This is a genomic window from Rahnella sp. ChDrAdgB13, from assembly GCF_017655185.1.
In the GTDB taxonomy this organism is placed as follows: Bacteria; Pseudomonadota; Gammaproteobacteria; order Enterobacterales; family Enterobacteriaceae; genus Rahnella; species Rahnella contaminans.
On record NZ_JAEMGT010000001.1, the window covers coordinates 117883 to 135934 of the forward strand.

Here is an 18052-nt window from a genome sequence, read left to right on the forward strand (position 1 = left end):
TTACGCACCTGATTCATGCAGCCAAAACGTTCCGCTGACTTTCTCTGCACTAAAAGGCAGCGACAGGCACTTAAATGGTGCGTATGGGGTCAGGCTGAATATGGCCTTACAACTGTGCGCCGGGTCACTAATAATCTGAAAATGCCGTATTACGCGGGAATCGCATGAATATTTGCGTGATTTCAACTCTGGCACACCCTTTGCTTTAACCATTCCGTATCGGGCGCGAGGTTTCTCGCGGCAAGCCCTTAATTCGAGGAGTGGCAATATGAAGCTGGTTACTGTGGTGATCAAACCTTTTAAGCTGGAAGACGTGCGTGAAGCACTGTCTGCTGTTGGAATTCAGGGGCTGACCGTAACGGAAGTTAAAGGTTTCGGCCGTCAGAAAGGTCACGCTGAGTTGTACCGCGGTGCGGAATACAGCGTGAACTTCCTGCCAAAAGTAAAAATCGACATTGCTATCGCTGACGATCAGCTCGATGAAGTGATCGACGTGATTAGCAAAGCGGCCTACACCGGCAAGATCGGTGATGGCAAAATTTTCGTTGCAGAATTGCAACGCGTCATCCGTATCCGTACGGGTGAAACTGACGAAGCAGCACTGTAATTTCAGGCCTTTATCTCTGATATAAATCGCTTTGATATAAATCAGGTTAGAAAAAACAGTTTTGAGAAACAGGGGTGGGTTAATAATGAAAAAACTTTTATCCATGATGGGGCTTGGCGCGGTTGCATTGCTGCCTTCGCTTGCCATGGCAGCAGCACCGGCAGCCGCAAACGGTGCTGACAACGCATTTATGATGATCTGTACTGCCTTGGTACTGTTTATGACTGTACCTGGCGTGGCATTGTTCTACGGCGGCTTACTGCGTTCTAAGAACGTTCTGTCCATGCTGACTCAGGTTATCGTGACCTTCGCGCTGGTTTGTGTTCTGTGGATCCTTTATGGCTACAGCCTCGCATTCAGTGAAGGTAACGCCTTCTTCGGCGGCTTCAGCAATGTGATGATGAAAGGCATCGGCCTGGATTCAGTCACGGGCACCTTCTCCCAGATGATTCACGTTGCGTTCCAATGCTCTTTCGCCTGCATCACTGTAGCGCTGATTGTGGGCGGTATCGCTGAACGTGTTCGTTTCTCTGCGGTGCTGATTTTCACTGTGATCTGGCTGACCTTCTCTTACATCCCGATGGCTCACATGGTGTGGGCGGGCGGCTTCCTGGCGGCTGATGGCGCGCTGGACTTCGCGGGTGGTACGGTTGTTCACATCAACGCTGCTATCGCAGGTCTGGTGGGTGCATATCTGCTGGGCAAACGCGCAGGCTTTGGTAAAGAAGCGTTCAAACCACACAACCTGCCGATGGTCTTCACCGGCGCTTCAATCCTGTACGTGGGCTGGTTCGGCTTCAACGCCGGTTCGGCAAGCGCGGCGAGCTCCATTGCAGCCCTGGCATTCCTCAACACCGTTATTGCGACCGCAGGTGCAATCCTGTCCTGGACGCTGGTTGAGTGGATGGTTCGCGGTAAGCCTTCTCTGCTGGGCGCAAGCTCCGGTGCTATCGCAGGTCTGGTTGCTATCACCCCGGCGTGCGGTACTGTTGGCGTGGGCGGTGCTCTGATTATCGGTCTGGTAGGTGGCATTACCGGTCTCTGGGGTGTGGTTACCCTGAAAAAATGGCTGCGTGTGGACGATACCTGTGACGTTTTCGGTGTCCACGGCGTGTGCGGTATCGTAGGTTGTCTGCTGACTGGCGTATTCACTTCCAGCTCTCTGGGCGGTGTGGGTTATGCAGAAGGCGTCACCATGGGCCATCAGGTCTGGGTTCAGTTCTTCAGCGTCTGCGTTACGCTGGTCTGGTCTGGCGTTGTGGCCTTCATCGGTTACAAAGTGGCTGACATGATTGTAGGTCTGCGTGTTCCTGAAGAGCAGGAACGTGAAGGTCTGGACGTGAACAGCCACGGCGAGAATGCTTACAACCAGTAAGCTGATTTCAGAGAAAGTAGTGCGCTAACTCTCTAATTAAGCAGTATAAAATAATAAAGATGAAAAAACAGAAGGGGCGATATCACTATCGCCCCTTTTTTTATGTCTGATTTTGCGTAATAGCGGATTTACTCGACCGGTCTTTGGCGGATCACGCCTTCCTGCACCGTAGAGGCCACTAAAACCCCTTCACGCGTATAGAACTGGCCGCGCACAAAACCGCGGGCGCCGGAAGCTGAGGTGCTTTCAACGGCATACAGCAGCCAGTCGTCCATGCGGAAAGGGCGGTGAAACCACATCGAATGGTCGATGGTCGCCACCTGCATTCCCGGCTCCAGGAAGCCAATGCCGTGAGGTTGTAGCGCGGTGGGAAGGAAATTGAAATCAGACGCGTAGCCCAGCAAATACTGGTGGATCCGCAGATCGTCAGGCATTTCGCCGTTCGCGCGGAACCACACGGCCCGGTGCGGCTCTTCAACACTGCCTTTCAGCGGGTTGTGGAATTTCACCGGGCGCATCTCGATTGGCTTATGGCCGATGAATTTTTCGCGGAATTTTTCCGGAATAAGATGCGCCAGATTTTTAGCAATATCGGATTCCGACACCAGTGATTCCGGCGGTGGCACGTCCGGCATCGTATTTTGGTGCTCAAAACCTTCTTCCTGACTCTGGAAAGAAGCCGTCATATAAAAAATTGGCTTGCCGTGCTGTACGGCTTTCACCCGACGGGCGCTGAAACTGTTGCCGTCGCGCAGGATTTCAACGTCATAAATAATCGGTTTGCTGCTGTCGCCCGGGCGCAAAAAGTAACTGTGAAACGAATGAATACCACGATCGACCGGTACGGTTTGTTTGGCGGCATACAGCGCCTGACCGACAACCTGACCACCAAAGACCTGACGTAAACCCAGATCTTCACTTTGACCACGAAACAGCCCTTCTTCGATTTTTTCCAGATCTAAAAGATCCAGCAGATTTTTTAATGCCTGACTCATAGTGGCCTCATAAAAGTTACCGGCTGATGCATGCCGGGCGGAAAAAAATGCGGTCTCCGGCACAGGTCTAACCTGTTAATCATAGTGGATCTTCCTGATGCTCAGAAGCCCTGTTTTGTCGTCGGGAGGAAAACTTCAGATTTTTGTGCCATGATTAATAGGTAAGCTGGTTAAAGTCACTAAATTCATCGTCGGCGTTTATTACAGCTTGTCGACAAGCGACTAATAAAAAGGGAGTACGATCAATGAAACTTTGGCAGATAGTAGGTGGAACCGCGCTGTCTCTGACTCTTGCCGGGTGCGCACCGCACCACCAGGACCCAGCGCAACAGCCCCCTGTTAATACGGCGGCCAGTCCGTCGACCGAACCTGCGATCACCGGCCCAAATGTGTCTGGTAGCGTGTTTATCAATCAGCGAGTGGCTTTACCGCCTGATGCGGTTCTGACCGTCACATTGTCTGATGCGTCTCTGGCGGATGCGCCTTCACGCGTGATTTCACAGAAAGTCGCAAGAACCCAGGGTAAACAGGCGCCGTTTACGTTTATCCTGCCGTATAACCCGCAGGAAATTGCGCCAAATGCCCGCGTCCTCCTGAGCGCAGCGGTGACCGTTAATGGTCAGATGACCTTCGTCACCGACAGCATTAAGGAAGTGATTAACCATGGTCAGGGCACCCGTGCCGACCTGCAACTTGTGCCGGTTGTCGCCGTACCGGTTGCCACCAAGCCGGATGCTTCAGGTCCGCTCAGCAACCCGTCTACTCCGGGGCTGGGCACTTCGCAGGCACCGATCAGCGCAGTGCCATCACAGTCAACGTACTGATGTAAAGGCTGTCTGCGTACTCAGGCACCGCTCCGGCGGTGCTTTTTTATGGGCGCAGTTCTACCATTTCCAGCCGTATTTCTCTAAATCGACTTTGCCTTTCTTAAAGACAATCCCTTCAGCCAGTAACGCCTGACGTTGACGTTTAAAATCTTCGCCTTGCAGGGAAATCTCGCCGTGGCGGTTAATCACGCGATGCCAGGGAAGGGTGCTGCCCTCCGGAAGTTTCTTGAGTACGCCGCCGACCTGACGTGCCGCACGCGGAGATCCTGCGAGCTGCGCCACGTTACCGTATGTGGTGACTTGTCCGGTTGGGATGGCGGCGATAATCTGAAATACGCGCTGGCGAAAGTTATCGGGTTCCGACATGACATCCTCCTCAGTGTTTGCCGGACAGTATGACGTAAAAATCGGGGTTCTGTCCGGCCTGATTCAGGCGTATTGTTTAAGAAAACAACGGTTGTCGGCGGTTAACTTGCTTTTGCTCTGGTCATCACAGATAATGCCCACCGCTTCGATTCTCTTGTACAGAGACGCGGGGCCAATAACGACAATGGGGGCCCTGTTGGTTCTCCCGCAACACTAACTTGTTAACTCGGTCAGGTCCGGAAGGAAGCAGCCATGGCAGGTGTCGTGTGTGCCGGGATGTAGCTGGCAGGGCCTCCACCAATTTCAGGCCCTCCCGTTTTACCTCTTCTGCTAACCCGTTCACTCTTTGAGATAAATTTTGCGTCAGCCTTAAAACAACGGGCAAGGTATTTTCGCGCCCGTTATCAGGTGAAATGAAATCAATGATGTACCAGCGTGGCGAAGTAGTACACCAGCGGAACAGCCAGAATATACAACCCCAGCGGGACTTCGCGCCCTTTTCCGGCCACGATTTTAATGAGGATGTAAAACAGTAATCCGCCGGCGATACCGGTGCCGAAGCTGTTCGAAATCAGCGTGATCATGACCATCATCAGCACCGGTAACGCATCGGTGAAGTTGCCCAGATCAACTTTTCGCAGGTTACTGAACATATTCAGGCCGATCAGAATCAGCGCTGGCGCGGTGGCTTCCTTGGGGATCATCAGCGCAACCGGCGTGAATAACAGCATCAGCAGGAACATGACCGCTGCGGCCAGCGCTGTCAGACCGGTTTTCCCCCCTGCTTCGGCCGCGGCGGAAGATTCAATCAGCGCCGTCGCCGCAGGAATGCCGACAACCGGCCCCAGTGCGGCGGCAATCGAATCCACCATGAAAGGCCGGTTGATGTGTTTCATGTTGCCATGCTCATCCAGCAATCCGGCCTCGCCGCCGACGGCCAGAGTCGTGCCCATCGTTGAAAAAAATTCAGATGCAAAAAAGATAAACAGAAACGGCAGGAAAGCGATATTGATTGCGCCTGCCAGATCAACTTTACCGAAAAGCGGTGCGACAGAGTGTGGCAGGGAAAGCCAGTGTTCAGGCAGATGCGTGACGCCGAACGGAATACCCGCAACTGTCGCCAGCAAAATGGCCCACAGAATGGCACCCGGCACTTTTCTCGCCTGTAATCCGATGGCAACCAGCAATCCAAGCAGGGCAATTAGCGCACCCGGTGCAGTAAAATCCCCCAATCCGAGAGCCGATGTTTTTGCGTTCGCCATCACCAGCCCGGCATTACGAAAGCCGAGAAGGGCGACAAAAATCCCGATGGACGCCGTCAGCCCTAATTTGATCGACTGCGGAACCGAGCGGGTGACAATTTCGCGCAGGCCGAACACGGTCATGATAAAAAACAAAATCCCAGACCAGCAGGCGATACCCAGCGCGACCGGCCAGGTGACGCCGTCGCCAGCCAGCGTAATGCCGACCAGAACCGAGCCACCAATCCCCGGGCCGACCATAAACGGCAGGTTGGCGTAAAAGGCCATCAGCAAAGAACCGAGAACAAACACCACAATCACGCCCGTGGTAGCCGCGCCTTTGTCCATTCCGCCCACCGCCAGCAATCCCGGGATAACGACCAGCAGATATGCCGCGGCCAGAAATCCGGTTATTCCGGCCAGACATTCCGTTTTGACTTTGGTCTGGCGCTGACGTAACTGAAAGCGGCGTTCCAGCCAGCCGCCTTCAGTCGCAGGTGCAACATTTTTTACCGAACTTTCACTCATACAAACTCCCCTGGAAATGCTTTTTATAATGTTGTGTTTGCTATCATTTTTGTGTTTTAGCGCTGAGAACGACTCAGACGTTATCCGGCCAGATTTCCAGAACCGGATCGACGATTTCACGTAAACCACCGTCGGTCAGGCCTAAGTCGGTTAAATGTGGCCCTGCATTACACGCCAGACAGGTGCCTTCGATGGCTTTGAAGACGCGATAAGGCGGCTCCCAGTCAGCGACCTGTGCGCTGAGTTCGCGCAGATTCTTAAATTCTTTTGCCAGCTGCTCTGCGGGTAAGTCGGAGAGCATTCCGGCAATCGGCATCTCAATTTTGGCCAGAAGCTTGCCGTGCTGACTCAGGGCCATGCCGCCGCCGCTGGCGATAAGTTGGTTTGCCGCCAGCGTCATGTCGGCAGGTTCACGGCCGATCACCACCAGATTGTGTGAATCGTGCGAGTAAGACGTAGCAATCGCACCGCGCAATTCTCCCCAACCTTCAAGCAGAGCCATTTTTGGCGTTGCGTCGTGCCGTCCGTGGCGATGCTGAACCCAAATCAGGCTGAAGCCTTCCGGAAGCTGAACGGTACCGTCCTGCACGCTGACCGTGACTTCGCTCCACTGTGTAAACCGGGCGCCTTTGATGTTGCGCAGACGCGCTTTACCGCTGCTCAGACCGGGTATTTTCAGGCGGAAATCATCTTCGCTGAGCGGCTTAAGTTGCATCGTATCGCGGGGAGGAACCACGCCGCTGGCTGCAGCTGGCGTAAACAGAAGTTTGCCGTTTCTGGCAACGCGAACGCCGGCAACGTACACGGCTTCCGGGTGCAGATTTTCAAGCGAATCGAAAGCGATAATGTCAGCGGTACGGCCTGAGGCGATCAGCCCTAAATCTGAACGTTTCATCCGGATAGCGGCATTGAACGTGGCCATTCGCAAAACGTCTTCCACGCGTAAACCGTAAGAGATCAGAAGTTTAATCAGTGCGATAAGTCCGCCTTTTTCCAGCAAATGGTCTGGCGGAACATCATCGGTACACAATGTAATTTGCGAGGACAAATGCGGGAGCGCGAGCAACGCGGCGGCGATATCCGGCAAAAGATAAGGATGCGAGCCACGGATCTGAAGCGTCAGACCGGCGCGTAATTTTTCGAGAGCATCTTCTGCGGAAGTCAGTTCGTGATCGGAAGTGACGCCCGCTGCCAGATACGCCTGCAGCTGCTCGTCCTTCAGACCGCGCGCGTGGCCTTCAATCAGCTTGCCGCTATTAATTCCGGCATCAAGGATCTCAAGCATTCTCTCGCTGCCGTTGAGCACGCCGAACATGTCCATGACTTCGGCCACGCCCGCCACCTCTGGCCAGCTCAGCATGGTCTGCATTTCATGACCTTTGAAATCAGCGCCGGACATTTCCAGCCCCGGCGTTGACGGCACGCTGGAAGGCGCTGCGCAAATCACCCGCAAGGGCAAATTCCGGCTGGCCTGAACGGCGTACTGAACGCCCGGCACGCCCAACACATTCGCCAGTTCATGCGGATCCCAGAACACCGTAGTGGTGCCCTGAGCGACGACGATTTCAGCGTATTTTTCCGGCGGCAGATGTGAGCTTTCAATATGGACGTGTGTATCGATAAAGCCCGGCGACAAATAATGCCCTGATAAATCATCAATGTTGCTTGCCTGCGCGAATTTTCCGCGCGGATGAACGCTGGCAATCATATTGCCGGTGATCCCGACGTCGGCTTCACGAATTTCTCCCGTCACCATATCGATGATTTTTGCGTTTATCAGAAGACGGTCGAAAGGAATTTTCCCTAACGCAGCGCTCACAGCCCGCTGGCGCAGGGAAGCAGAAGTGATGTTATCGGGCATTTCAGAATCCGGATTTGCAGTGTTATCGGGCTAATGTAGGCAGAGGAAACGGCTTTGCACAGATGAATTATTTTATCCGTGTATAAGATGCGGTTATGCTGAGCAAACGTTTTCTATTTTTCGCGGAATGGCTGCATATATGTCTGAACCCTGGCGCCGGTTGCCTGCACTCTCGCTCAAGCAAATCCAGTATTTTGTCACGCTCGCGCAGTTGCGCAGTTTTACAGAAACGGCGAACCGACTGGCAATTAGTCAGCCCGCGCTGAGCAGTGCTCTGCGGCAAATTGAATCGGTGCTGGGCGGAAAGTTGTTGCACCGGACTGCGCAGGGCGTGAGCCTGACAGAGCAGGGCGAAGCTGTTTTGCCATATGCAGAGCGCTTATTGAATACAGCGCATGGCGTATTCGATGATATGCAGCAAATTATGCGGGAGGGGGGAGACGGGACTTTGCGTATCGGGCTTGTGCCTTCGGTCAGTACATTGTTATTTCCTGCTGTGCCGCAATTATTATCCGAATATTTCCCTGACATGCGTGTGGAATTTCACGACCTGACAAACGATGCTTTATTACTGGAACTTGATAACGGTTCCGTGGATTTTGGTATCGGCGCAACCGACAGTACTGTGCCGGGTTCTGTTGCGATTTATCCTCTGCTTGAGGATCCTTTTGTGGCAGTGATGCGGTGCGATGATGCACTGGCAGAAGGGCATAATATTCCATGGCGACAACTGGCAAAAAGGGATATTGCTATGTTTTCAAAGGGGAATGTGAGCAGGCTGGTGACATCGCTTATTGAAAGCCATCGTCTGAATTTGCGTGTGGGTTATCGTGTGGATTTTCAGGAAACACTGTATGGTTTAGTGCGTTCGCGACTGGCGGTGGCAATATTACCAGAGTTATATACGGCAACGCTTAATGATGACGAATTAACGGTGATTCATTTGCAACAGCCGACATTAAGCCGCACGGTAGCGATGATGCGTAAACCCGCGCCATTGAGATCGCCGAAAACTGAACAATGTTTTCAGTTTCTTTTGCAGACATTTCACAACCAGATCAAACAGAACGCAGAGAGAATTATCTGAAAGAAATTGTTAAATAACGCTAACGTTATTTTGTATAAATAATAAGCGTTGGGCCGAAAGTTATTTCGACCCAACTTTATCGATCAACGTACAAACTTCCAAACGGATACCGGGATTTTATCGTAAAGCTTGTTCATCGTCAGCTCCGCTAAACGATGATCTGCCGCCGAGTAAAACAATTCGAGTTCATCGTCGGAAAGTTCGTACTTATTTTTTTCAATAACACGTTCAAGTGTATCAATAGTGGTGCATTTTCTTAAACGCATCAAATAGTCGATTTTGTTCATCTTCGCCTTTTCATTTTTATCTGATGACTGCATATAAATTATTACTCAAGTCTTCATCAGGGTACAGATGTAGTCCCCTGAGAACATTCTGAATAGTCGCTTCTTGGTTTTCTGCCATTGGCGCAAGTCAGAATCGTTAATTCCATAATTACTGAACAGGGTGTAGGTATCATCCAGATACTCTTCAACCAGGTCACTTAAATGGGTATCGTCCGGATACTTAATTTTAAAACTCATCACGAAAGACGCAATGTGTTCAATCAGTTCATTGAGCTGCAGGTTTACAGCCGAAGTCGGGTCGTTGACCCAGCCATGGTGACTGTCACCCAGTGTCGCAATTCCTTCATCGTACAACATTTCATTCAGGTAGCGTAACTGAGCGATATCGTGCCGCTTAGGCGAGTACTCATCCATATCATCCCCTCCGTAATGGTTTATTCGGTGTTGATAACACTCTGTGAGTAAACAACAAAACTTGGTGGCTTACAGAAAACGGCTCTCACTACAAACGCTATGAACTTACTAAAATTTCAAAGACCCTTACATAGGACAATGTCTTTGAACGGAGGTTTACTCAATTTATATACAGCCAGTAATTTAAATATAATTCATTTTCAGAAAGCTGTGCAAACGTATTACTCAAACTTACAATTCGTCGGCCGTCGTTCCTTTGTTCAATTCAATTATATCAAACTCCAAACCCTCAGGTTTTACATGGAATGTGACACTTTGCGTCATGAACTCTTCGGCATTAATGTCCAGGCAGCCATTGAAGACTGTCCAGCGGAAACGGTAAGTCATTGAATAATAGTTTTTGTCAATTTGTGTTATTGACACGATTTGCAAAGAACTCGGTTCATACTGCGCATTTTCTGAGAAATAACGTAAATCCCCAATTAACGGTGCTTCAATTTCAGATAAAGTGCATTCAATTATCTGTTGCAGTACCTGAGGAGATAGAATTTTCTCATTAATATCGTAAGGGATGATTTTCTTCAACAGTAATTACCTCTTACTCACTTACCTTTTCATTATTGCACATTTTTAACAGGATGTGTTTTGACCAGTGAAAAAAAAAACCTGACAGAAATTTTATAACTTTCTGATTCTCATGAAAATTATCATCAGCACATCAATTTTTACCCTTTTCTGACATTTTTGCCCGCAGTTCGGTGCCAGGGCACCGGCTGAAATCCTCCAGCCGGTAAAAAACTGAAACAGTTCACGTATTGCTCTGCAGTTTGGTTTGTGATGTTATATTGTAACGAATGGAGGAGCCATGACTAAAACACTCTTTACGCTTTCTTCGCCGGTACGCTGCGTTGCGGTACTGGCTGTGCTCGTTGTTTTATGGGCTGCGATTTTTTGGGCGATTTCACTACCATGATTTTTGTTAATAATGTCGAAGTCGGTTATGACCGGCATGCGGTTGCCATGCCGTTGAACGGGCAGTTTCGAAGTGGTTCACTGACGGCCATTATCGGCGCGAACGGTGCAGGGAAATCGACGTTTCTGAAAACACTCGCAGGTCTGCAACAGTCTGTGGCGGGCGATATTACGTTTACCAGTGGCAAGCGTCCGCGGCTGGCGTATTTACCGCAGCAGGCCGAACTGGATCGCGGATTTCCTATCAGCGTCTTTGATCTGGTCGCTATGGGCTGCTGGCCGCAAAGCGGTTTGTTTGGCGGAATTAACCGCCAGTCTGCGGCGGCGGTGGCAAAGGCGTTAGATACTGTCGGCATGACAGAAATGTCACAGCTTCCTGTGGGTTCGCTTTCCGGCGGACAGTTGCAGCGCACGTTGTTCGCGCGTTTGCTGGTTCAGCAGGCGCCGTTAATTATGCTCGATGAACCGTTTACCGGCATCGACAGCCAGACGACTGAACTGCTGCTGAAAGTCATTGCGCAGTGGCATCAGGAAGGTAAAACCGTGATCGCAGTTTTACACGACATCTCGATGGTTGCCCTGCATTTTCCCCATGTGCTTTATCTCAGCGCAAGCCAAAATCTGTGGGGAAGTGCGCACGACGTTCTCGGACATTTCCCTCATCAGGCGCATGCCTGCGTCTCGGCAGAACCTTTCTCTCTGGCGGCGGGAGTCGCAAATTCATGATGCTTTTTCATTTGCTGGCCGATCCCTTTATTGAATTCGGCTTTATGCGCCGCGCCTTAATCGCCTGTATCGCATTATCAATCAGCGCCACGCCGTTGGGCGTTTTCCTGTTATTACGTCGTATGAGTCTGGTCGGCGATGCACTTTCGCACGCGGTATTGCCCGGTGCCGCTATCGGTTTTCTGATTTCAGGCATGTCGCTGGTCGCAATGGGGATTGGCGGGTTTATCGCAGGGCTGGCGGTTGCCATGTTATCCGGGCTGGTGAGCCGCAGAACGCAGCTTAAAGAAGACGCCAGTTTTGCCGGATTTTATCTCGGCTCGCTGGCGCTCGGCGTCACTCTGGTTTCGCTACGCGGCTCGAGCGTCGACCTTCTGCACGTTTTGTTCGGTTCTATTCTGGCCATCGATTCTTCCGCCATGATTATGGTCGGCATTATCACCAGTCTGTCATTGCTGGTGCTGGCCTGTATTTATCGCGCGCTGGTGATTGAATCTTTCGACGCCTTATTTCTTCGTGTCAGCGCCGGGAAATGGCTGGCGGCGATCCACGGTATTTTTCTGGCGTTGGTCGTCATCAATCTGGTTGCCGGTTTCCAGATCCTCGGCACGCTGATGTCAGTCGGTTTAATGATGCTGCCTGCGGCCAGCGCACGTTTCTGGGCACGGGATTTACCGCACACCTTACTGAGCGCCATGATCATTGGTGTCATCGCCAGCGTGGTAGGGCTGATCTGGTCTTATTATGCATCATTGCCGGCGGGACCGGCGATTGTGCTGAGCGCGACCGTTATTTTCTTTATTTCAGTTTTATTTGGAAAGCGCGGCGGGATGTTAACGGCCTCGCGTTGTTAAGAAGTACCACTATTAAGGGGACATGATGAAAGTATTACCTGTATCACTCGCAGTAGCTGCCCTGCTGTCGAGCCCGCTGGCAATGGCGAAAACCGTAGACGCGGTAGCCAGTTTTTCTATTCTGGGTGACATCGTTCAGGAAGTCGGGGGCGAACACGTTAAGGTAACGACGTTAGTCGGGCCGGATGGTGATCCGCACAGTTTTGAACCTTCACCGAAAGACAGCAAAGCCATCAATGCGTCTGACGTCGTGTTTGTCAGTGGTTTGGGGCTGGAAGGGTGGATTGATCGACTGGTGAAAGCTTCCGGTTATAAAGGCCATCTGGTAACGGCATCTGAAGGTGTTAATTCCCGCAAGATGGAAGAAGACGGTAAGCAAATCACCGATCCTCATGCCTGGAACAGCATGGCGAACGGCGTGATTTACGCGACCAATGTGATGAATGCGCTGATCAAAGCCGATCCGGAAGATACGGATTATTTCCGCCAGCGCGGCACGGCTTACATTGAGCAGTTACAAAAGCTGGATGCCTGGGCGAAAACGGAATTCACCGGTATCCCTCAGTCAAAACGTAAAGTGCTGACCAGTCATGACGCATTTGGTTATTTCGGTCAGGAATATCACGTCAGCTTTATGGCTCCGGTCGGTTTTTCTACCGAAGCGGAAGCCAGCGCCAGTGGTGTGGCTTCACTGATTAAGCAGATTAAAGAAGAGAAAGTGAAAACTTACTTCATCGAGAACCAAACCGATCCACGTCTGGTGAAGCAGATTGCTGCTGCCAGCGGGGCGCAACCGGGTGGAGAGTTGTATCCGGAAGCATTGTCAGGCCCGCAAGGTCCGGCAACGACTTATGTGAAAGCGTTCAAGCATAACGTTGAGACGATTGTCGCCAGCATGAAATAAGATTTCCCTCCTCACGGTCATACTGTGGGGAGGTTTACATCATGTCTTAATCATAGAAAAAGCCCCGTCGGGCAAGCGGCGGGGCTTTTGTTTTATGGGTAAACGGGCCAGCAGAAAATATTAACGTTTCTTCTTTTTACCCTGTACCGCTTTGAAGCGTGGATTACTTTTACAAATCACATAAATCCGGCCTTTACGACGGACTACGCGGCAATCCGGATGTCGGTTTTTAGCTGAACGTAATGAACTGAGAACCTGCATTTCATTTTCCCTGGAGTGGTTTATTTCTTACCGAGGAAGCTGCCAAAGCGCTGATTGAAGCGCGCGGTGCTGCCTTCTTTGGAATATTCTTTCTGCTTGCCGGTGTAATACGGATGTGACGCTGAAGAGACTTCGATAGTCACATACGGATAGGTTGCGCCTTCCAGTTCAATGGTCCGGTCAGTAGAAATGGTTGAACCGACTTTGAAGTATTCGTCTGCGCTGGTGTCGTGAAAAACCACGGTGCGATACGCAGGATGTATAGCGGGTTTCATAATGCCTCGAAATGTTATTGTTATACTATAACAATAAGTATGCACCCATCTGTTTTCCGGTTCAAGACTCAGGCGAAAAAAAAGGCCGCATATGCGGCCTTTTCTATGGAGCGTATCCTCTTACAGCGTCGGATGCTCTACTTTGTGGGTATGTTCGATGTCTTCGTTCTTCTTACCAAAGCGGCGGCGAACCACCACGAAGAAGACCGGAACAAAGAAAATCGCCAGCAGTGTTGCAGTGATCATCCCGCCCATTACGCCGGTACCTACGGCGTTCTGAGAACCGGAACCTGCACCGGAACTGATAACCAGCGGCATTACACCGAGGATAAAGGCCAGTGAGGTCATCAGAATCGGACGCAGACGCATACGAACCGCCTCCAGAGTTGATTCGATGAGACCTTTACCTTCTTTATCCATCAGGTCTTTGGCGAATTCGACAATCAATATGGCGTTCTTCGCGGACAACCCGATGGTGGTCAACAGACCTACCTGGAAGTAAACGTCGTTGCTCAGGCCACGCATTGTCGCGGCCAGAAGCGCACCGACCACACCGAGCGGCACTACCAGCATAACCGAGAACGGTATAGACCAGCTTTCATACAACGCCGCCAGACACAGGAAGACGACAATCAGTGAGATGGCGTACAGTGCCGGAGCCTGGTTACCTGACAGACGTTCCTGATAAGACAAACCAGTCCAGTCAAAGCCGATACCGTTTGGCAGTTTAGAAGCCAGAGACTCCATCATTGCCATCGCATCACCACTACTTTTACCCGGTGCTGGCTGACCCAGGATTTCCATCGAAGGCAGACCATTATAACGTTCCAGACGCGGTGAACCGTATTCCCATTTCGCGCTCGAGAACGCGGAGAACGGTACCATCTGGCCTGCGCTGCCACGGACATACAGATTATTAATATCGGAAGGCAGCATGCGATATTTGTTTTCAGCTTGTACGTACACCTTCTTCACACGACCACGGTCGATGAAGTCGTTGACGTAGCTACCACCAATCGATGCACCTAATGTGGTGTTGATGTCGGAAATTGAAACGCCAAGAGCCGTTGCTTTTTCCTGATCAATTTCGATTTTGAACTGTGGTGTATCTTCCAGACCGTTTGGACGAACCTGAGTCAGTAAGTCAGGATGTTGAGCAACCATGCCCAGCAACTGGTTACGTGCCTGGGTCAGTTTGTCATGCCCAAGGTTAGCCTGGTCAATCAGCTGGAAGTCGAAGCCTGTTGCCGTACCTAACTCAACAATTGCCGGTAAGTTGAACGGGAACACCAGCGCATCTTTGATGGTACTGAAAGCGCCCATTGCACGGCCTGCAATCGCAGGAACCTTGTTCTCAGCTCCGCCACGTTCAGACCAGTCTTTCAGACTGACGAACGCGATACCGGTGTTCTGACCACGACCTGCAAAGCCAAAGCCGTTAACGGTAAACACGGAGTTTACGTTGGCCTTTTCTTTGGTCAGGTAGTAATTGCTGACTTCATCGAGCACTTTCTGCGTACGTTCCTGCGTCGCACCTGCTGGCAACTGCGCCATGGTCAGGAATACGCCCTGGTCTTCTTCCGGCAGGAAGGAGGTTGGCAGGCGAATAAACAGGAACGCCATGCCGACAACGATCAGCAGATAAATCACCAGATTACGACCGGTGCTGCGCAGAATGTTGCCTACGCTGTCGGTGTAGTGGTGCGTGCTTTGCTCAAATTTCTTGTTAAACCAGCCGAAGAAGCCTTTCTTCTCGTGATGCTCGCCTTTGGCAACCGGCTTAAGCATGGTCGCACACAGCGCTGGCGTCAGGATCATCGCCACCAGAACAGACAACACCATGGCCGAAACGATAGTGATGGAGAACTGACGGTAGATAACACCGGTAGAACCGCCGAAGAAGGCCATCGGGATGAATACTGCGGACAGCACCATCGCGATACCGACCAGAGCACCCTGGATTTGCTCCATGGATTTCTTGGTGGCTTCTTTTGGCGGCAGGCCGTCTTCGACCATCACGCGCTCGACGTTTTCTACCACCACGATGGCATCATCGACGAGCAAGCCTATCGCAAGCACCATCCCGAACATCGTCAGCGTGTTTATCGAGTATCCGAATGCTGCCAGAATCGCAAACGTACCGAGCAATACGACCGGAACCGCGATGGTTGGGATCAGCGTTGCGCGGAAGTTTTGCAGGAACAGGAACATGACGAGGAACACCAGAACGATAGCTTCGAACAGTGTTTTACCCACTTCCTTGATCGAGATTTTAACGAACGGCGTTGTATCGTACGGGTAAACGACTTCCAGACCAGCCGGGAAGAATGGCTGAAGCTTAGCCAGCGTTGCCTTGACCGATGCTGCTGTATCAAGGGCGTTAGCGCCGGTCGCCAGTTTGATCCCTAAACCAGAAGCAGGTTGTCCGTTGAAGCGGGCAATAACATCGTAGTTTTCACCACCGAGTTCAATTTTTGCCACATCTTTCAAACGTACCTGAGAGCCATCCTGATTCACTTTCAGAATGATTTTACCGAACTCATCAGCGGACTTCAGACGAGTCTGCGCCACGATAGAGGAGTTCAGCTGTTGGCCCGGAACCGGTGGTGTACCACCGAGCTGGCCTGCGGCAATCTGGTTGTTCTGAATTTTGATTGCGTTGATGACATCAACCGGCGTCAGCTGGAAGTTATTCAGCTTGTTCGGATCCATCCAGATACGCATCGCGTACTGGGCACCAAACAGCTGAACGTCACCCACACCGGCGGTACGGCTGACCGGGTCTTTGATGTTCGAACCGACGTAGTCGGCGATGTCATCCTGGGTCATCGTACCGTTGTTGGAGATAAAGCCCGCTACCATCAGGAAGCTGCTGCTCGATTTCTCAACGGAGATACCCTGTTGCTGAACTTCCTGCGGCAGCAACGGCGTTGCCAACTGCAGTTTGTTCTGTACCTGAACCTGCGCGATATCCGCGTCGGTACCAGAAGCAAAGGTCAGGGTGATCTGAACCGTACCAGAAGAGTCACTGGTCGACGACATGTACATCATGTTGTCGATACCGTTCATGTTCTGTTCGATAACCTGCGTGACCGTATCCTGTACCGTCTGCGCATCCGCACCCGGGTAAGTTGCGGTCAGCTGGATAGCCGGTGGCGCAACGGTTGGATACTGTGCAATAGGCAATTTAAGAATTGCCAGTGCCCCCGCCAACATGATGATGATGGCGATCACCCATGCAAAGATGGGACGATCTATAAAAAACTTAGCCATGAATTACCGGCTCCTATTAAGACTTCGTCGCTGTAGCGGGTGCTGCTGCGTTTTGATCAACTTCCTGTGCAGTAACCGGTACGCCTGGCTTAATTTTTTGCAGACCTGTCACGATAACTTTATCGCCACTTTTCAGGCCATCGGTCACGACCCATTTGTCGCCGATTGCCTGCGTTGTGGTGACTGTGCGAAGTTCAACTTTATTGTCAGCACCTACCACCATCGCTGTCGCATCACCGCGTGGGTTACGGGTGATACCTTGCTGAGGAACCAGCAGAGCGTTGTTGTTTACCCCTTCATCAAGACGTGCGCGCACGAACATGCCCGGCAGCAACGAACCTTGTGGGTTAGGGAAAATGGCACGCAACGTAATGGAGCCCGTCGTTTCATCAACCGTCACATCAGAGAATTCTAATGTACCCGCCTGCGTATATTCTTTACCGTTATCCAACAGCAGCTTGACCTGTGCTTTACCGTCCACCTGTTTCAGGGAACCATCAGCCAGTTCCTGTTTCAGACGCAGGAAGTCATTGCTCGACTGGGTCACGTCAACATAGATAGGATCCAGTTGCTGCACGGTCGCCATTGCGGTTGTCTGGCCGGTAGAGACCAGCGCGCCTTCGGTCACAGAGGAAATACCAATACGTCCGCTGATAGGGGAGGTCACTTTGGTGTAAGCCAGATTGATACGCGCCGTTTCAACAGCCGCTTTGGCTGTCACAACAGCCGCATCGGCCTGCGCTGCGGTCGCTACAGCAGTATCGTAATCTTGCTTACTGATGTAGTTAGTGCCGAGCAGAGGTTTGTAACGGGTCACGGTAAGACGAGAAATTTGCGCATTAGCCTGCGCTTTTACCAGATCGCCTTTAGCGCTGTCATACGCGGCCTGATAAGTGGCTGGATCAATTTGATATAAAGAGGTCCCGGCTTTAATTTCGCTGCCTTCAACGAAGTTTCGTTTCAGAATAATGCCGCCAACCTGCGGACGCACTTCAGCAATACGGAAAGAAGCAGTACGGCCAGGAAGTTCGGTAGTCACATTAAGCGGTTCTGTTTTCAGTGTAACGACGCCTACCTGAGGGGCTTGCGGCGCACCTTTTTGGGCGTCTTTATCGTTACATCCTGTAAGTGCTAAACTTCCGGATAGCATCAGAACTACCGCCAGAGGCGTTAACCCTCTGTTTTTGTTCATAAATAAA

At 51.4% G+C, this 18052-nt stretch carries 18 protein-coding genes and 1 other RNA gene; 8 read left to right on the forward strand and 11 right to left on the reverse strand.

The genetic code is table 11. The features are described 5' to 3' along the window. Positions 1 to 268 precede the first annotated feature (268 nt). Positions 269 to 607, forward strand: a complete 339-nt coding sequence (gene glnK / locus J8X26_RS00555) for a P-II family nitrogen regulator (protein ID WP_009639071.1) — start codon at positions 269 to 271, stop codon at positions 605 to 607. Between the two features lie 85 nt (positions 608 to 692). Further along, a complete protein-coding gene (gene amtB, locus J8X26_RS00560) occupies positions 693 to 1982 on the forward strand; it encodes an ammonium transporter AmtB (RefSeq protein ID WP_101075501.1) in 1290 nt (429 codons plus the stop codon). Between the two features lie 128 nt (positions 1983 to 2110). Here the strand turns inward: amtB and tesB are convergent, their stop codons facing one another. Then, the gene (gene tesB, locus J8X26_RS00565; protein ID WP_165059308.1) at positions 2111 to 2977 is read right to left on the reverse strand and encodes an acyl-CoA thioesterase II; all 867 of its coding nucleotides are present in this window, start codon (positions 2975 to 2977) and stop codon (positions 2111 to 2113) included. Between the two features lie 245 nt (positions 2978 to 3222). Here tesB and J8X26_RS00570 point away from each other — a divergent pair, with 245 nt between their 5' ends. Then, positions 3223 to 3801, forward strand: a complete 579-nt coding sequence (locus J8X26_RS00570) for a YbaY family lipoprotein (RefSeq protein WP_208949893.1) — start codon at positions 3223 to 3225, stop codon at positions 3799 to 3801. 60 nt (positions 3802 to 3861) lie between these two features. On the opposite strand, the gene J8X26_RS00575 is transcribed toward J8X26_RS00570, so the two are convergent. Beyond that, the gene (locus tag J8X26_RS00575; protein WP_101075504.1) at positions 3862 to 4170 is read right to left on the reverse strand and encodes an MGMT family protein; all 309 of its coding nucleotides are present in this window, start codon (positions 4168 to 4170) and stop codon (positions 3862 to 3864) included. A gap of 194 nt (positions 4171 to 4364) precedes the next feature. Between J8X26_RS00575 and ffs the strand changes: the two genes are divergently transcribed. Then, positions 4365 to 4461: signal recognition particle sRNA small type (gene ffs, locus J8X26_RS00580), an RNA gene on the forward strand. Positions 4462 to 4589: 128 nt separating this feature from the next. On the opposite strand, the gene J8X26_RS00585 is transcribed toward ffs, so the two are convergent. Both J8X26_RS00585 and J8X26_RS00590 read right to left on the reverse strand, forming a co-directional pair. Further along, entirely contained in the window at positions 4590 to 5939 is a 1350-nt protein-coding gene (locus J8X26_RS00585) for an NCS2 family permease (protein WP_208949894.1), read from the reverse strand. 73 nt (positions 5940 to 6012) lie between these two features. Next, positions 6013 to 7800: an adenine deaminase gene (locus J8X26_RS00590; RefSeq protein WP_208949895.1), complete on the reverse strand. Its 1788-nt coding sequence runs from the start codon at positions 7798 to 7800 to the stop codon at positions 6013 to 6015. Positions 7801 to 7939: 139 nt separating this feature from the next. Between J8X26_RS00590 and J8X26_RS00595 the strand changes: the two genes are divergently transcribed. After that, a complete protein-coding gene (locus J8X26_RS00595) occupies positions 7940 to 8887 on the forward strand; it encodes a LysR family transcriptional regulator (protein WP_152327888.1) in 948 nt (315 codons plus the stop codon). An 83-nt stretch (positions 8888 to 8970) separates the two neighbouring features. On the opposite strand, the gene J8X26_RS00600 is transcribed toward J8X26_RS00595, so the two are convergent. From J8X26_RS00600 to J8X26_RS00610, 3 genes are all read right to left on the reverse strand, one after another. Next, the gene (locus J8X26_RS00600) at positions 8971 to 9174 is read right to left on the reverse strand and encodes an HHA domain-containing protein (RefSeq protein ID WP_013576617.1); all 204 of its coding nucleotides are present in this window, start codon (positions 9172 to 9174) and stop codon (positions 8971 to 8973) included. 45 nt (positions 9175 to 9219) lie between these two features. Beyond that, positions 9220 to 9588 carry an Hha toxicity modulator TomB gene (tomB, locus tag J8X26_RS00605; protein ID WP_104923047.1) on the reverse strand — a complete coding sequence of 123 codons (369 nt, stop codon included), beginning with the start codon at positions 9586 to 9588 and terminating at the stop codon, positions 9220 to 9222. A 231-nt stretch (positions 9589 to 9819) separates the two neighbouring features. Continuing rightward, positions 9820 to 10173 (reverse strand): hypothetical protein, encoded by a 354-nt coding sequence (locus J8X26_RS00610; protein WP_165059318.1) that lies wholly within the window; start codon positions 10171 to 10173, stop codon positions 9820 to 9822. Between the two features lie 384 nt (positions 10174 to 10557). Here J8X26_RS00610 and J8X26_RS00615 point away from each other — a divergent pair, with 384 nt between their 5' ends. From J8X26_RS00615 to J8X26_RS00625, 3 genes are read left to right on the forward strand one after another with little or no spacing between them, the layout of a single operon-like run. After that, the gene (locus J8X26_RS00615) at positions 10558 to 11286 is read left to right on the forward strand and encodes a metal ABC transporter ATP-binding protein (protein WP_208949896.1); all 729 of its coding nucleotides are present in this window, start codon (positions 10558 to 10560) and stop codon (positions 11284 to 11286) included. Then, entirely contained in the window at positions 11283 to 12140 is an 858-nt protein-coding gene (locus J8X26_RS00620; protein WP_208949897.1) for a metal ABC transporter permease, read from the forward strand. Before J8X26_RS00615 ends, J8X26_RS00620 begins: the two co-directional genes overlap by 4 nt. Before the next feature lie 25 nt (positions 12141 to 12165). Beyond that, entirely contained in the window at positions 12166 to 13044 is an 879-nt protein-coding gene (locus J8X26_RS00625; protein WP_208949944.1) for a metal ABC transporter substrate-binding protein, read from the forward strand. 120 nt (positions 13045 to 13164) lie between these two features. Here J8X26_RS00625 and ykgO read toward each other — a convergent pair whose 3' ends face one another. The 4 genes from ykgO to J8X26_RS00645 all read right to left on the reverse strand — a co-directional run bounded on the left by ykgO (position 13165) and on the right by J8X26_RS00645 (position 18045). After that, a complete protein-coding gene (ykgO, locus tag J8X26_RS00630) occupies positions 13165 to 13305 on the reverse strand; it encodes a type B 50S ribosomal protein L36 (protein ID WP_095924976.1) in 141 nt (46 codons plus the stop codon). Between the two features lie 20 nt (positions 13306 to 13325). Next, the gene (locus J8X26_RS00635) at positions 13326 to 13580 is read right to left on the reverse strand and encodes a type B 50S ribosomal protein L31 (protein WP_101075513.1); all 255 of its coding nucleotides are present in this window, start codon (positions 13578 to 13580) and stop codon (positions 13326 to 13328) included. A gap of 120 nt (positions 13581 to 13700) precedes the next feature. Next, a complete protein-coding gene (acrB, locus tag J8X26_RS00640) occupies positions 13701 to 16853 on the reverse strand; it encodes a multidrug efflux RND transporter permease subunit AcrB (protein ID WP_208949898.1) in 3153 nt (1050 codons plus the stop codon). A 16-nt stretch (positions 16854 to 16869) separates the two neighbouring features. Then, on the reverse strand, positions 16870 to 18045 hold the full coding sequence (locus J8X26_RS00645; protein ID WP_152327894.1) for an efflux RND transporter periplasmic adaptor subunit: 1176 nt from the start codon (positions 18043 to 18045) through the stop codon (positions 16870 to 16872). Positions 18046 to 18052 lie beyond the last annotated feature (7 nt).

Coding starts and splice junctions, on each gene's coding strand:
- J8X26_RS00625 (WP_208949944.1), top strand. CDS start 12,166: ATGAAAGTATTACCTGTATCACTCGCAGTAGCTGCCCTGCTGTCGAGC.
- J8X26_RS00595 (WP_152327888.1), top strand. CDS start 7,940: ATGTCTGAACCCTGGCGCCGGTTGCCTGCACTCTCGCTCAAGCAAATC.
- acrB (WP_208949898.1), bottom strand. CDS start 16,853: ATGGCTAAGTTTTTTATAGATCGTCCCATCTTTGCATGGGTGATCGCC.
- J8X26_RS00585 (WP_208949894.1), bottom strand. CDS start 5,939: ATGAGTGAAAGTTCGGTAAAAAATGTTGCACCTGCGACTGAAGGCGGC.
- J8X26_RS00575 (WP_101075504.1), bottom strand. CDS start 4,170: ATGTCGGAACCCGATAACTTTCGCCAGCGCGTATTTCAGATTATCGCC.
- J8X26_RS00570 (WP_208949893.1), top strand. CDS start 3,223: ATGAAACTTTGGCAGATAGTAGGTGGAACCGCGCTGTCTCTGACTCTT.
- J8X26_RS00600 (WP_013576617.1), bottom strand. CDS start 9,174: ATGAACAAAATCGACTATTTGATGCGTTTAAGAAAATGCACCACTATT.
- amtB (WP_101075501.1), top strand. CDS start 693: ATGAAAAAACTTTTATCCATGATGGGGCTTGGCGCGGTTGCATTGCTG.
- tomB (WP_104923047.1), bottom strand. CDS start 9,588: ATGGATGAGTACTCGCCTAAGCGGCACGATATCGCTCAGTTACGCTAC.
- J8X26_RS00590 (WP_208949895.1), bottom strand. CDS start 7,800: ATGCCCGATAACATCACTTCTGCTTCCCTGCGCCAGCGGGCTGTGAGC.
- ykgO (WP_095924976.1), bottom strand. CDS start 13,305: ATGCAGGTTCTCAGTTCATTACGTTCAGCTAAAAACCGACATCCGGAT.
- J8X26_RS00615 (WP_208949896.1), top strand. CDS start 10,558: ATGATTTTTGTTAATAATGTCGAAGTCGGTTATGACCGGCATGCGGTT.
- tesB (WP_165059308.1), bottom strand. CDS start 2,977: ATGAGTCAGGCATTAAAAAATCTGCTGGATCTTTTAGATCTGGAAAAA.
- J8X26_RS00645 (WP_152327894.1), bottom strand. CDS start 18,045: ATGAACAAAAACAGAGGGTTAACGCCTCTGGCGGTAGTTCTGATGCTA.
- J8X26_RS00635 (WP_101075513.1), bottom strand. CDS start 13,580: ATGAAACCCGCTATACATCCTGCGTATCGCACCGTGGTTTTTCACGAC.
- J8X26_RS00620 (WP_208949897.1), top strand. CDS start 11,283: ATGATGCTTTTTCATTTGCTGGCCGATCCCTTTATTGAATTCGGCTTT.
- glnK (WP_009639071.1), top strand. CDS start 269: ATGAAGCTGGTTACTGTGGTGATCAAACCTTTTAAGCTGGAAGACGTG.